Annotated in this window: 11 protein-coding genes; 5 read left to right on the top strand and 6 right to left on the bottom strand. The window is 32.1% G+C overall.

Going from position 1 to position 14282, the window contains the following annotated elements; translation table 11 throughout:
- The first annotated feature begins 32 nt into the window (after window positions 1-32).
- Window positions 33-938, top strand: a complete 906-nt coding sequence (locus Q1B37_RS17860) for a FecR family protein (protein ID WP_299900855.1) — start codon at window positions 33-35, stop codon at window positions 936-938.
- On the top strand, window positions 935-3430 hold the full coding sequence (locus Q1B37_RS17865; protein WP_299900858.1) for a TonB-dependent siderophore receptor: 2496 nt from the start codon (window positions 935-937) through the stop codon (window positions 3428-3430). The genes Q1B37_RS17860 and Q1B37_RS17865 overlap by 4 nt, the downstream gene beginning before the upstream one ends.
- Here Q1B37_RS17865 and Q1B37_RS17870 read toward each other — a convergent pair.
- Window positions 3427-3894 carry a GNAT family N-acetyltransferase gene (locus Q1B37_RS17870; RefSeq protein ID WP_299608301.1) on the bottom strand — a complete coding sequence of 156 codons (468 nt, stop codon included), beginning with the start codon at window positions 3892-3894 and terminating at the stop codon, window positions 3427-3429. The two genes, Q1B37_RS17865 and Q1B37_RS17870, sit on opposite strands and share 4 nt — an antisense overlap.
- Window positions 3895-4043: 149 nt before the next feature.
- On the opposite strand from Q1B37_RS17870, the gene Q1B37_RS17875 reads away from it, so the two are divergent.
- Complete coding sequence (locus Q1B37_RS17875; protein WP_299608304.1) at window positions 4044-6032, top strand: tetratricopeptide repeat-containing sensor histidine kinase; 1989 nt, start codon at window positions 4044-4046, stop codon at window positions 6030-6032.
- 8 nt (window positions 6033-6040) lie between these two features.
- On the opposite strand, the gene argS is transcribed toward Q1B37_RS17875, so the two are convergent.
- The gene (argS, locus tag Q1B37_RS17880; protein ID WP_299900860.1) at window positions 6041-7819 is read right to left on the bottom strand and encodes an arginine--tRNA ligase; all 1779 of its coding nucleotides are present in this window, start codon (window positions 7817-7819) and stop codon (window positions 6041-6043) included.
- A 148-nt stretch (window positions 7820-7967) separates the two neighbouring features.
- On the opposite strand from argS, the gene Q1B37_RS17885 reads away from it, so the two are divergent.
- Window positions 7968-9422: an SDR family oxidoreductase gene (locus tag Q1B37_RS17885; RefSeq protein ID WP_299900863.1), complete on the top strand. Its 1455-nt coding sequence runs from the start codon at window positions 7968-7970 to the stop codon at window positions 9420-9422.
- Window positions 9423-9476: 54 nt separating this feature from the next.
- Complete coding sequence (locus Q1B37_RS17890) at window positions 9477-10103, top strand: chromophore lyase CpcT/CpeT (protein WP_299608309.1); 627 nt, start codon at window positions 9477-9479, stop codon at window positions 10101-10103.
- A gap of 13 nt (window positions 10104-10116) precedes the next feature.
- Here the strand turns inward: Q1B37_RS17890 and Q1B37_RS17895 are convergent, their stop codons facing one another.
- The 4 genes from Q1B37_RS17895 to Q1B37_RS17910 all read right to left on the bottom strand — a co-directional run bounded on the left by Q1B37_RS17895 (window position 10117) and on the right by Q1B37_RS17910 (window position 14025).
- Entirely contained in the window at window positions 10117-10527 is a 411-nt protein-coding gene (locus tag Q1B37_RS17895; RefSeq protein ID WP_299608311.1) for an Rrf2 family transcriptional regulator, read from the bottom strand.
- Window positions 10528-10642: 115 nt separating this feature from the next.
- Window positions 10643-11572, bottom strand: a complete 930-nt coding sequence (ctlX, locus tag Q1B37_RS17900) for a citrulline utilization hydrolase CtlX (RefSeq protein ID WP_299901168.1) — start codon at window positions 11570-11572, stop codon at window positions 10643-10645.
- Window positions 11573-11607: 35 nt separating this feature from the next.
- Entirely contained in the window at window positions 11608-12522 is a 915-nt protein-coding gene (locus Q1B37_RS17905) for an amidinotransferase (RefSeq protein WP_299900866.1), read from the bottom strand.
- Window positions 12523-12738: 216 nt separating this feature from the next.
- Window positions 12739-14025 (bottom strand): citrate synthase, encoded by a 1287-nt coding sequence (locus Q1B37_RS17910; protein ID WP_299900869.1) that lies wholly within the window; start codon window positions 14023-14025, stop codon window positions 12739-12741.
- Window positions 14026-14282 lie beyond the last annotated feature (257 nt).

The raw sequence follows: 14282 nt of genomic DNA on the forward strand, positions 1-14282 counted from the left end.
CTACCAATTGTTATATAATTAAGAATCTTGTTATGAAAAAGGAAGATCTTATACAAAAGTGGTTGGACAACGAACAACTCACTAAGCAGGAATCAGAGGCGTTCAAAAAATTGGACGTCTATGATTCTTATGTAAAAATATCAGAGACCGCTAAAAAATTTAGTGCTCCAGAATTTGATGTGTCAGAGAATATGCAGAAAATGAATCAGCAATTAAAATCTAGAAATACAAATTCACCAAGTAAGAATTATTTGAAAGTAGTATTACGTATTGCAGCTGCTTTTGTAATTGGAGTTGGATTATATTTTGCTTTCTCAAATGATTATAACACTAAAGTAGAAACATTAGCAAGCCAAAAAACCAAAATTAACTTACCCGACGAGTCAACCGTTAGATTAAATTCCACTTCTTTAGTAACATATGATGAAAAGAATTGGAATACTAAGCGAAAAATACATTTATCTGGCGAAGCTTATTTTAATGTTGCTCAAGGAAAAAAGTTTGACGTTGAAACTTCATTAGGAACAATTAGTGTCATAGGTACTCGGTTTAATGTAAAACAAAGAGAAAACTTACTAGAAGTAACCTGTTATGAAGGGGTTGTAAGTGTTACAATTAACAAAGAAACAAAGTATCTTAGAGAAAGAGATGCTGTTGTATATGACTCAAAAGGTATCAAACAATTAAAGGTTAATGATAAGGAACCAAAATGGTACTACAACAAAAGTTATTTTTTCAAAACTCCTTATTCCAGAGTTTTAAAAGAGTTAGAATGGCAATATGGGGTTGAAATTAAAACAAAAAATATCGATCCAAGTATAATATTTACAGGTAATTTTGTACATTCAGATATTGAATTAGCATTGAAATCAATTACGATTCCTATGCGTTTGAAATATGTGATTAATAACAAAACTGTAACTTTATTCAAAGAGTGATTCGACCCAAAATCCTCGTTTCTACTATTCTATTTTTTTTTATTCTTTTTACTAGTTATTGTCAAACTGAAAAAGAACTATATCCTCTTGTCTCTATTTTAAGAGACGTACAACAACAATTCGGATATGATTTCTCATATGTAAATGAGGAATTAGAGTATATATCTATTAACAAACCTCCGGAAACTTTATCTTTAGATGATGCGCTGGTCTATTTAAGAGAAAACACACCATTTGAGTATGTTATACTACCTGACAATACGATAACGATTCAATTCATTCCTCAAAAGATATGTGGAATTTTATATGATATTGATCAAAAAGTTATAGCCAACGCTTCTGTTGTAAGTTCGGCAGATTCGGTAATCAGCAATTCTACTGGAAACTTTTCGCTTCAAATAGATTCTCCAAATGAAAAAATAACTATTAGTTTTTTAGGATATACACCTCTAACAATTTCGGCTTTTGATTTTATTAAACAACCTTGTAAAAAAATCCTTCTAACACCAAAATTTGAATATATCAATGAAATTGTGATTAACGATTATTTAATCAAGGGGATTGATAAACAATTAGACGGTTCAATACAGATCGATTATAATGATTTTGGAATTCTTCCTGGTCTTGTGGAACCTGATTTATTACAAACTATTCAGGCACTTCCAGGTGTCTTAAGTGTAAATGAAACTGTTTCTGATATTAATGTAAGAGGAGGAACAAATGACCAAAACCTTATTCTTTGGGATGGAATTAAAATGTATCAATCCAGTCATTTTTTCGGTCTCATATCTGCTTTTAATCCTTTTCTTACAAAGAATGTTCAAGTTTTTAAAAATGGTTCAAGTGCTGCATATGGTGATGGAGTATCTAGTGTGATTGCTATGAACACTTCTGATAAAGTTCATAAAGAATTAGATGCAAGTATCGGGCTAAACCTAATTAGTGCCGACACTTACATTGATACGCCTATTGGCAAAAAATCCTCGGTTCAATTTGCCATTCGACATTCTATTAATGACGTTATAGAAACACCTACTTATAATCAATATTTTGATAAAGCTTTTCAAAATTCTGAAGTGATTAGTAATGGTAATTCTGGACAAAGGTTTTCTTTTTATGATATAAGTCTTAGGTGGTTGTATCAATTATCCGATAAAGACCTAATAAAGATTAATGGACTCATTATGAGAAACAATTTAGTTTTCCAAGAAAACTCTTTTGATAACCAAATAGATATTTCTCGGGAAAGCAGTGCCCAACAAAATAATTTGGTCGGTGGTCTTTTATATCAAAGAAAATGGAGCGACGTATTCAAAACAGAACTACTTCTCTATGGAACAAATTATCGATTAGAAACCATAAACTCAGATATCCAAAATAATCAACGCCTACTTCAGGAAAATGACGTATTGGAAAACGGTTTAAAACTGAATACTGAATTTAAGATAAACACCAATCTCAATTTTAAAAATGGATATCAATTTAATGAAACAGGTATTACCTATCTGCAAGACCTTAATAACCCTACATTTAGGAATCTGACAAAAGAAGTAATACGAACTCATAGTATCTTTTCAGAACTTGCATACCATTCTAAAGATGGATCTTTATATGGTAATTTAGGAGCTCGTCTTAATTATTTGGAAAAATTTGATACATATATTCTAGAACCAAGAATAAATTTTTATAAGAGATTTTCTAATCATTTTACGCTAGAGGTCTTGGGCGAAATCAAAAGTCAATCGACCTCCCAAATCATTGACCTTCAAAATGACTTTTTGGGTATTGAAAACAGGAGATGGGTACTATCCAATGACAATAACATTCCTGTTTTAAAAAGCAACCAGATTTCAGTTGGGCTTAGTTATAATCATAATAACTGGCTAATATCTACAGATATATATCGCAAAGAAGTATCTGGTATCATTACCAGAAGCCAAGGGTTTCAGAATCAATTCGAATTTTCTGATGATCATGGTTCTTATGAGGTTTTGGGAGTAGATTTTTTGATTAATAAAAGGTTTAAAAATTTTAGTACCTGGCTTAGTTATTCTTATGCGGACAACACTTATTCTTTTAATAATCTTGTCCCATCTAATTTTGCTAATAATATAGATATAAGACACAACATTAACTTTGCCGCTGCTTATAATAGAAATAATCTCAAAATATCTGCAGGTATCAACTGGCACAGTGGAAAACCTAATACACTACCTGATTTCACAAACAATGATATGGGAGATACTATTACGTATGAAGCTCCAAATAGCTCAAGACTGAATAACTACATAAGAGTTGATTTATCTGCTACGTATAAGTTTAAAATTAACAATTACTTAAGTGGATTAACAGGAGTTTCTGTATGGAATGTTTTGGACCAAGAAAATACGTTTAATCAATACTATACGCTAAACGATACAAATCAGATTGAAGAAATACAGGAATTTGGACTCGGAACAACTCCAAATGCTTTTTTTCGTCTTAGTTTTTAAAGGTGTTTTATTCCACTATAGCTCACTACATCATCACCTCCAGCAACTTTCTCAATGTTCTTAACAACTCTAAAACCATTTTTTTCGAAAAAAGCTTTTGTATTGAGATTTATTTGCGTCGAAAGCATTTCTACACCAGCATCTTTTGCAACTTCTTCTAATTTTTGATATAGTTTTTTTGCAATCCCTCTTCCCTGATAGTTTTGATGAACAAAAATATATTCAATATCACCATTTTTGTTAAGAGTAAATGATCCTATTATTTCTCCATTAAGCTTGGCATTATAAATAAAATCATCTTTAAATTTTTGAATCCAATGGTTTTTATCCAATGCAAGACGGGAATATATTTTCACTTCGGCTTTAGTGAAAATTTTCGAACCATACATCGTTACTGTTTGATAAAACAGTCGCTGCATTAATGGTAAATCAGTATCGGTAGCTCTTGATATTAGGTAATTCATGAAATAAACAGAAGTGTTCTTCTAATCTTTTGGGGTAAAACGTCAGTCTCCATAAAAATAAGAAAAATGACTTAGGAATAAAATTTTTTGTTAAAAAAAATATAAAGTCCCCAAAAATATTGTAATTTTTAAGTGCCTTAAATCTTATTATGAAACCTACTACTTACTATCTAGCGTTTGTAGCGCTATTTCTGTATGCACATACCTATAGTCAACATCAAAAGTTGGATAGTATTGTGAATGCAACAAATTCTATCGCCGATTCCTCGAATATTGACCTAGCTGCTGATCTCATATATGATTTAAGCCTAAAAGAAAAGTTTGAAGAAGGTCTAAGATATTCCGACACTATCATACGAATCTCTCAACAAATAAAATATGATAAAGGGGTTGGAAAGCTATATAATGAAAAAGCAAATATTTATAACCAAACCGATCAACTTTTTGAGGCTTTGCGTTGTTATGATCAGGCCTTCTTATATTACGGAAGGGTAAATCATACTAGAGGATTAGCTATTACCCAAAATAACAAAGCCGTTATCGAACAAAGGCTTGGAAACGCAGAAAAAAGCTTGATTCATCTCCTAGAAGCTTATTCCTATTATGAGAAACTAAAAGATAGCCTAAAATTAGCTACCACTATCAACAACATCGGTAATGTATATGCCCATTTAAAGAACTTTGAGCCCGCTAAAAAATATTATAGACAATCATTGGAATTAAAAAAGAAAACAGGTTCCAATACCGTAGGCTCTACGCTTCACAACATAGCCATTATTTACATTAAAGAAAACAAATTAGATAGTGCTTTGTATTTTTCTAATGAATCCTTGGAGATGAATAAAAAGGAGAACTATAGCTACGGAATAGCTGAAAGTTATAGTGCATTAGGAAGAATATCATTTATCAAAAAAGACTATCAGAAAGCCAAAAAATATTATGAATCTGCTCTTTTTATTGGTGGTAAAGTTGCCTACAAAGAAAGGCTGATTAGAACGAAATTGTCCTTAGCCGAAATCGCTATTACTACAGAAAAGTTTGAAGAAGCAGAAAATTATATTTCTTCTGCCAAAGAAGAATCAGAAAAAATGAATTCTACTCCACTCCTTCTCAACTCTTATGACCTATATGCTGTTCTAGATTCTGCAAGAGGCGACTTTTTAAATGCATACAAATGGCAAAAACAGTACAAGGATTTGTATCAAAAACACACATTAAAAGAAACGACACAACAAATAGATATTGTAAAGAGTAGATTAGAAAATGAGAAAAAACAACAAGCTTCTCTAGATAAACAAAAAAGAGAAAAACAAGAAGCTAAAGAAGAACTATTTAAACAAAAAATCTACACATACCTAGCCATAGCTGCGTTTATAGTTGCTTTTATTTTCATCATAGGAATTATCAAGGCGCGTATCCAAAGAGCAAAATACATAAAAGAACTAAACCAATCGAACCAGGTAAAAAACAAGTTATTCTCTATAGTCTCTCATGATTTAAAAAATGAAATTCATGGTTTAGACAAAACTCTTAATTTATTAAAAGATGATGTTATTTCCGAAACCGAATTTAAAGAAATCATTCCTATCTTAGCTCATAGCACACATCAGACTTCAATACTATTAAACAACCTTTTAAATTGGTCGAAATCTCAAATGAAAGAGCTCAAAGCTACTCCAAAGGACTTTGACTTTACTGAAGTTATCAATGAAAAAATTGTCTTCTTTACTTCTCGTGCTTCTGAAAAAGGAGTAAAACTGATTAATAATATTACTGATTTCACCAAAGTATTTGCAGATAAAGATATGTGCACGATTGTAGCGCAAAATATCATCGCTAATGCGGTTAAGTTTTGCAAAGCTGGTGATTCTCTCACTATAAATAAAAAAGAGCAAAAGGACTCAGTAAGCATCTATTTCAAAGATACTGGTGTTGGAATACCAAAAGAAAACATCACAAAACTGTTTTCTGATATTACCTTAACGACCAAAGGAACAGATAATGAATCAGGAACAGGGTTAGGATTAAAAATATGTAATGAATTAATATTACTTAATCAAGGAACGTTAGAGGTAGAAAGTAAGCTTGGGCAAGGAAGTACATTTTGTATTAGATTACCCAAGCACCATACATCATAGAATTCTGTTTACATGCGTTCCGGTACATTTATCCCTAACAATCCAAAAGCAGATTTAATGGTTTCTCCTACTGCTCCAGAAAGTTGTACTCTAAATATCTTTTCTTCTTCTGAATCAGCTCCAAAAATAGATACATTTTGAAAGAAGGAGTTGTACGCCTTTACCAAATCATAAGTATAATTTGCTATCACCGCTGGACTAAGATCCTTAGCCGCATTCTGAATAATTTCGGGATATACCTCTAATAATTTAACAAGTTCTTTCTCTCTGATTGTTAGAGCTATATCACTAACTTCCTCTTTCCAATTAAAATCTGCTTTACGAAGAATCGCCTGAATCCTAGCATAGGTATATTGTATAAAAGGCCCTGTATTTCCTTGAAAATCTACCGACTCTGCTGGATCAAAAAGAATTCTTTTTTTAGGATCTACTTTTAAGATAAAATATTTTAATGCTCCTAAACCAATAGTTTTATAAACATTATTTTTTTCTTCTTCGCTATACCCATCTAATTTCCCTAATTCCTTAGAAATTTCACCTGCTGTTTCAGTCATTTCTACTATTAGATCATCCGCATCTACCACGGTACCTTCTCTACTTTTCATCTTACCGCTTGGTAAATCTACCATTCCGTAACTTAAATGATGTAAATTATCGGACCAATCATATCCTAATTTCTTAAGAATCAAAAAGAGAACTTTGAAATGATAATCTTGCTCATTTCCAACCGTGTAGATCATTCCTCCAATATCTGGATTATCCTTTACTCGCTGAATTGCCGTACCTATGTCCTGAGTCATATAAACGGCCGTACCATCACTTCTTAATACTAGTTTTTCATCAAGACCTTCATCGGTAAGATCACACCAAACAGAACCATCGTCTTTTTGAAAGAACACTCCTTTCGCAAGACCTTCTTCAATATTATCTTTACCTAGTAAATAGGTATTACTTTCATAATAATAACTATCAAAATCAACACCTAAAGCTTTATACGTTTGTTCGAAGCCATCATATACCCAATTATTCATGGTATTCCAAAGATCTACGACCTCTGTATCTCCAGCTTCCCACTTACGTAGCATTTCTTGGGCTTCAATTAATATTGGTGCTGCTTTTTTAGCTTCTTCTTCTGATTTTCCTTCATCTACTAGTGTAGCAATCTGATTTTTATATTCTTTATCAAATTTCACGTAATAATTCCCTACTAATTTATCACCTTTTAAACCAGTAGATTGTGGAGTCTCTCCATTACCAAATTTTTGCCATGCTACCATACTTTTACAAATATGAATTCCACGGTCGTTGATAATTTGTGTTTTATATACCTTTTTACCGCTAGCTTTTATAATTTCGGCTACTGCATATCCCAATAAGTTATTTCTGATATGTCCCAAATGCAAAGGTTTATTAGTATTTGGAGAAGAATATTCTACCATTACAGCTTTATCTCCTTCTTTTGGATTTAGGAAACCATAATTTTCTTTGTCTTTAACATCCTTAAAGAATTTTAGGTAATATGAATCTGCAATTACCAGATTCAAAAATCCTTTTACCACATTAAAAGAAGTAATATCTTCAACATTTTCGACAAGATATGCACCTATGGCCTCCCCTATTTGAACTGGGGTACCCTTTACCACACGAAGCATAGGAAAAACTACTACGGTTATATCTCCTTCAAACTCTTTCCTAGTTCCTTGCAATTCTACAGATTCTAAATCTGCGTTGTACAGTTTTTTTATGGCGGCTTTTACCTGTTCTGAAATGATTTGCTGTAATGTCATTTTATTAATTGTATTTGATCTCAAAATCAGGCTGCAAAGATAAAAGAAATATCAGGTTCTACCAGTTCTATCGATATCAATTCGTATCTTGTAATAAAAGAAAAAATACATTTTTAGTAATGCGCTAAGCAATTCCAAATCAAAAAAAATGCAAATATTACTTACTGGAGCCAATGGATATATTGGCATGAGGTTATTGCCCTTACTTTTAGATGCAGGTCACGACGTAATCTGTTGTGTAAGAGATAGAGATAGATTTTCTATTGATAAAGAAATGGCCGATAAGATTTCTATTGTTGAAATAGATTTTCTTGAGCGTCCAGATCCAAGCAAATTACCACACCAGATCGATGTAGCTTATTATCTTATCCATTCTATGAGCTCTTCTACCTCAGATTTTGATAAGAAAGAAGAAATCTCTGCTCAAAACTTTAACATTTTAGTCAAAAACACTAATATTAAACAGGTCATATATTTAAGTGGAATAGTTAATGAAAAAAACCTATCTAAGCATTTATGGTCTAGAAAAAATGTGGAAGAAACATTATATAAAGGCGATTTTAATTTAACAGTTTTACGTTCTGGAATCATTGTTGGCTCCGGAAGTTCTTCCTTTGAAATCATTCGAGATCTCTGTGAAAAACTCCCGATAATGATTACGCCAAAATGGGTAAACACAAAAACACATCCTATAGCTATCAGAGACGTCTTAAGTTTTATGACTGGCGTACTGGGAAATTCTGAATGCTATAACCAATCCTTTGACATTAGCGGCCCTAATGTTATTACATACAAACAGATGCTTCAGTTATACGCTAAAGTTAGAGGTATTAAGCTATTTATTTTCACATTACCGGTAATGACTCCTAAGCTTTCTTCGTATTGGCTATATTTTGTAACTTCTACATCCTATAAGCTCGCACTAAACCTAGTAGATAGCATGAGTATTCCTGTGGTTGCTAATGATAAGCGATTACAAAAAATACTAGGTATAGAACCTATGACGTATACCAAAGCTCTAGAACTAGCATTTATAAAAATAGAGCAGAACCAGGTTGTATCAAGTTGGAAAGATTCTATGATAAGTGGTCGATTTAATCAGGACATTCAAAAATATGTTACGGTACCTAGAAAAGGGTGCCTAAAAGACAAAAAAAAGATAAAAATAAAAGATCCAGAACTTGTTATAGAAAGAATATGGGCAATTGGTGGCGAGACCGGTTGGTACTACGGTGATTGGATGTGGAAAATAAGAGGCCATATTGATAAGTTTTTTGGAGGAGTAGGATTACGAAGAGGTAGAACAAATCCTGATAAAATTAATTCGGGAGATGCCTTAGATTTTTGGAGAGTACTTGTAGCAGATAAAACCGAAAAACGTTTACTATTATTCGCAGAAATGAAAGTACCAGGAGAAGCCTGGTTAGAATTTGATATTGATCAAAACAACATACTTCATCAAACTGCTACTTTTAGGCCAAGAGGGATATGGGGACGATTGTATTGGTATGTTATGGTTCCTTTTCATTACTTTATTTTCGGCGGAATGATACGAAACATCTCTTCTCAAAACACAATAAAACATAGACAAAAGGCAATTTAAATCGATAAAATACGTTTTTTGTTATAAATATTAGTATTTTTGAAAAAAAGGCAAATGCGGAAATTACTCCCTTTTCTTATCACACTAATCTTCTTATGTAACTGCAACAGTAAAGTTGTAAACGATCCTGAATTAGAAGATTTTGTACAGATATTAACAGGTAAGTTTTCTTCGAAAAAACAAGCTAAAGAAGAATCCGGATATGCAGCAGTTTGCCTTATTAACTCCCCAATATGGAAAGATCAATCTGGCTATTGGTTCTATCAAGAACTGTTTAATGAAGAAAAAAGTACTGCGATTTATAACCAAAGAATTATTAACATTAAAAGAGTAGACAGTATTACCATAAGTAGTAGCAGCTATATAATCCCTAATCAAAAAAAATACATTAATGGTTGGAAAGACACGTCTCTTTTTAATCAGTTAACAATTGACAGTTTAACCGTTAGAGCAGGTTGTGACGTTTATTTTAAAAAAAAGACTTCGACCATATATCAAGGAAAAACCAGTAAAAATTCTTGCTCCAGTAGTTTTAGTAAAAAAATTAAATACACTACAAGTAATATTGTTATGAGCAGGAATAAAATATCTTCTTGGGATCGTGGATATGATAGCGAAGGAAAACAAGTTTGGGGTAAGATTGAAGGTCCTTATGATTTTATTAGAGTTATTGAAAATTAACAAATTATCCTTTTTATTCTATAAAATCATTTAAAGTCTTGTTTTCTAAAACTTTTAAGGTATTATCTCTTACCTCTATCATCAGTTTATGAACTGTACAAGCATCTTCATCTGGACAATCATCACATTTTTCGTAGAAATTTAAGCTCACACATGGTAGCATCGCGATAGGCCCTTCTAATACTCTAATGACGGCAGCCATTGAAATTTCTTTAGGCGGCTTAATTAAATAATATCCACCACCTTTCCCTTTTTTAGATCCTAGAATTCCATTTTTACGCAAGGTTAGTAATATACTTTCTAAAAACTTTTGCGAAATATTTTCACTTTTGGCTATTTCGGATATCAAAACCGGATGCTCACATTTTTTTCTTGCGATATAGGTCAAAGCTTTTAAACCATATTTTGTTTTTTTCGAGAGCATTTAATCATTTTTACAATACTCAAAAATAACTAAAAGATATTACATCACCTTTTTCTATATTCTTTTATGTTTTTCTGGCTGACATGAATAGACAAGTCACTGAAGATAAGTTTCATTATTTTTCGGGCAGAAATACTTCAGCCATCATACAACGAGCACTTCCTCCACCTAATTTTTCAATTGTTTCCAAATTACTATGAAGGATTTCACAATGCTTTTCTATGGTTGTAATTTGATTTTGAGTTAGACTATGGAATGCAGCAGAAGACATCACTAAATATCTTTGCTCTTTTGCGCCAACAACTTGAAGCATATTTCCAGCAAACTGATTTACTTGTTCTTCAGTGATGTTTACAATTTCTTTTCCGTCGTTTTTCAGATGGTTTACTAAGTTTTTGCGTTCCTTTTTGTCATCTATACAATCTAGGCAAACTACTGCAAAAGTCTCACCAATACCCATCATTACATTAGTATGATAAATAGCTAATCTTTCTCCTTCTACCGTCTGATACGCTGTAAAAATTACAGGAGTATACTCGAAGTCCTCACAAAACTCAATAAACAACTCTTCATCTGCTCGTGGAGATAAAGCACAATATGCTTTTCTATTTTCTCTATCCAATACAATACTTCCTGTACCTTCAAGAAAAACATCATCCTCTTCTGCAGAGGTATAATCAACAACATTTTTGATTTCAAAACCTTCATTCTCTACAGCATCTAAAATTTCAGGACGCCTTTCTCGACGTCTATTAACTGCAAACATTGGATATAAGCCAATATCTCCATTTTCATGAAAAGACACCCAATTATTTGGAAAAATAGAATCTGGAGTATCATTCTCCAGTTTATCTTCGACAACGATAACATTTACACCAACCGCTCTCAGTTTTCCAACAAAAGCATCGAATTCTTCTTGAGCATTCTTGTTAACATCTATCTTATCATCTGAGGTCTTCTGATAATAATTATTAACGGCTGTTTGTTCATTCATCCTAAATCTAACAGGACGAATCATTACTATGGTATTTGTAACTTGTTTCATCTTTTTACAAAAGTTGTTATATAATTCTCCACCATTTAATCCCTGATTAACGGCATCGTAGAACATCTAAGTAATCCTTCTTGTTTTGCTATTTCGGAATAAGGAACTTCTTCTACTGTTATATTTAAACCTCTTAACCAAGAGTTTAATCTTGTAAAGCCTTTTTCAGAAATTACCACATCTTCAGAAATGGAAAATATATTAGAGTTCATGTAGTACATTTCATTTTTATCTATATGAAATAGATTTTCATTTCCAAAAAGATCTACTAAATATTGATAATCATCTAAGTTTCTAAAACCTTCTTTATGTATAATTGCTTTATTTTTACCAACAGGTTGAAAACAGCAATCCAAATGTAAAGCATTATCCCTTGGATCCTCCATAGACTTATTGAGATCGAATTCTTTAACTATTTTACTAGGGAAAAGCGATTGAATATAAGAAACTCCTTTCATATTTGTCCTTGCGACAATACAATCACTATAATCTTCGCCTTTATATGTTCCAATAAAAATATGATCGTTGTGAAGCATAATATCACCTCCTTCAAAATGAATATCATCTGATGGAGCTTTATAAACTTTATCTGGTGCAATTTCATCAATAACGTACTGGATAGCCTGAATCTCTTTTTCTCTATCCGGAAGTATATTGGATTTTATAAATTTATCCTCAATTACTAAAGCAATATCACGTGCAAAAATTTGGTTATAATTTTCTATTATCTGAGGTCTATAAACCTTTACATCATACTTTTCAAAAACGTTAGCCACTGCTGTCATTTCTGCCACCATATCTTCTTCTTTTGGATAGGTACCCGCTTTTATATGCTCTATAGATTTTGGGTCATATGCTTCCTCGACTTTAGGAACAGCACCATTACTTACAGCGGTTCCTAAAACAACAGCTCTAAGCCTCGAAGTTTCGTTTTTTACGTTTAATTTCAATGGAATAAATTTAAGGTAAAACTCATAGTATAGATCAACTCTACATGTTAAACAAATATAGGAAGAGGGATTATGTAGAAACTAATTTTATTCAAAAAAAATATCAACTTTTTATGAAATTCTAAAATTCTATCTACTCATAAGCTATATTTTAATAAATCTATAAAAAAAGGGTATTGAAAAAATCAATACCCTTTTTAATACATATAGTATTTTTTATCTCTCAGAAACCGATTTAAACGCTCTGTAAGTTTCTCCTGTATATATTTGTCTTGGTCTTCCAATTGGTTCTTTACGAAGACGCATTTCTCTCCACTGCGCAATCCAACCTGGAAGTCTACCTAAAGCAAACATAACTGTAAACATTTCTGTAGGTATACCTAAAGCTCTATAGATAATCCCAGAATAGAAATCTACATTCGGATAAAGCTTTCTTTTAACGAAGTATTCATCTTCTAAGGCTACTTTTGCAAGCCCTTTAGCGATATCTAGAACAGGATCTTCTATCCCTAGATCTCCTAATACTTCTTCTGCTGCAACCTTTATAATTTTTGCTCTAGGATCAAAGTTTTTATATACCCTATGTCCAAACCCCATTAAACGGAATGGATCTTCTTTATCTTTTGCTTTAGCTATGTACTTTGCAGTATCTCCTCCATCTTCTCTAATTGCTTCTAACATTTCTATAACCGCTTGATTGGCTCCACCATGCAATGGACCCCATAAAGCAGAAATACCAGCTGATAAAGAAGCGAATAAACCTGCATGAGAAGAACCTACAATTCTTACCGTAGATGTCGAACAGTTTTGTTCATGATCTGCATGCAAAATTAATAGCTTATCTAGTGCATCATTTACAATTTTATTAGCTTCATATGCCTTATTCGGTCTTGAAAACATCATTTTGCTCAAGTTCTCTACATACCCTAAAGAACTATCTCCATAATCCAAAGGAAGACTTTTTCGCTTTCTCATCGTCCATGAAGCTAGAACAGGAAACTTAGCCATTATTTTTACAATTGCACCATACATTGCTTCTTCTGAATCTACATCTACTGATCCAGGATTAAAAGCAATTAACGCACTTGTTAAGGAAGAAAGCACACCCATTGGATGAGCGCTTTTAGGGAATCCATCTAGGATTCTTTTCATGTCTTCATCTATATGAGACTCTTCTTTAATGTCTTTATCGAATTTATCTAATTGTTCTGCAGTTGGTAAATCACCAAAAATCAACAAATAAGCTACTTCTAAAAAATCAGCTTTTTCTGCTAATTCTTCTATAGAATATCCTCGGTATCTTAAAATTCCTTTTTCTCCATCTAGAAAAGTTATTGCACTCTCACAACTTCCTGTGTTTTTATATCCTGGATCTATTGTAGTGATACCACCTGTAGCACCTCTGAGAGTTTTGATATCTATTCCTAATTCTTTTTCAGTTCCTTCGATTATAGGGAACTCATATTTGTTACCGTCGATTTCTAAAATAGCTTTTTTTGACATTGTTATTATTTAGAATTTTGCTGTTATAATAAGGGTTGCTAAATTACAAAATATAGTGTTAATATATTATTAATCGCACTATCAATTTTGCACAGGAAATATCATTTTTGAAGTTATTTTTCATATAACTTTCAATAATCATATAATTCATTAATCATAACACACTACATTACCATAAAAAGTCCAATACTTAATTATTAGGACTAAGGAAAATAAGTATAACTTTTACGAATATGAAAAAGATTACTTAAAGGATA

The organism is uncultured Aquimarina sp. (genome assembly GCF_947492965.1).
Lineage (GTDB): Bacteria > Bacteroidota > Bacteroidia > Flavobacteriales > Flavobacteriaceae > Aquimarina.

Coding starts and splice junctions, on each gene's coding strand:
- Q1B37_RS17860 (WP_299900855.1), top strand. CDS start 33: ATGAAAAAGGAAGATCTTATACAAAAGTGGTTGGACAACGAACAACTC.
- Q1B37_RS17870 (WP_299608301.1), bottom strand. CDS start 3,894: ATGAATTACCTAATATCAAGAGCTACCGATACTGATTTACCATTAATG.
- Q1B37_RS17875 (WP_299608304.1), top strand. CDS start 4,044: ATGAAACCTACTACTTACTATCTAGCGTTTGTAGCGCTATTTCTGTAT.
- argS (WP_299900860.1), bottom strand. CDS start 7,819: ATGACATTACAGCAAATCATTTCAGAACAGGTAAAAGCCGCCATAAAA.
- Q1B37_RS17885 (WP_299900863.1), top strand. CDS start 7,968: ATGCAAATATTACTTACTGGAGCCAATGGATATATTGGCATGAGGTTA.
- Q1B37_RS17890 (WP_299608309.1), top strand. CDS start 9,477: ATGCGGAAATTACTCCCTTTTCTTATCACACTAATCTTCTTATGTAAC.
- Q1B37_RS17895 (WP_299608311.1), bottom strand. CDS start 10,527: ATGCTCTCGAAAAAAACAAAATATGGTTTAAAAGCTTTGACCTATATC.
- ctlX (WP_299901168.1), bottom strand. CDS start 11,572: ATGAAACAAGTTACAAATACCATAGTAATGATTCGTCCTGTTAGATTT.
- Q1B37_RS17910 (WP_299900869.1), bottom strand. CDS start 14,025: ATGTCAAAAAAAGCTATTTTAGAAATCGACGGTAACAAATATGAGTTC.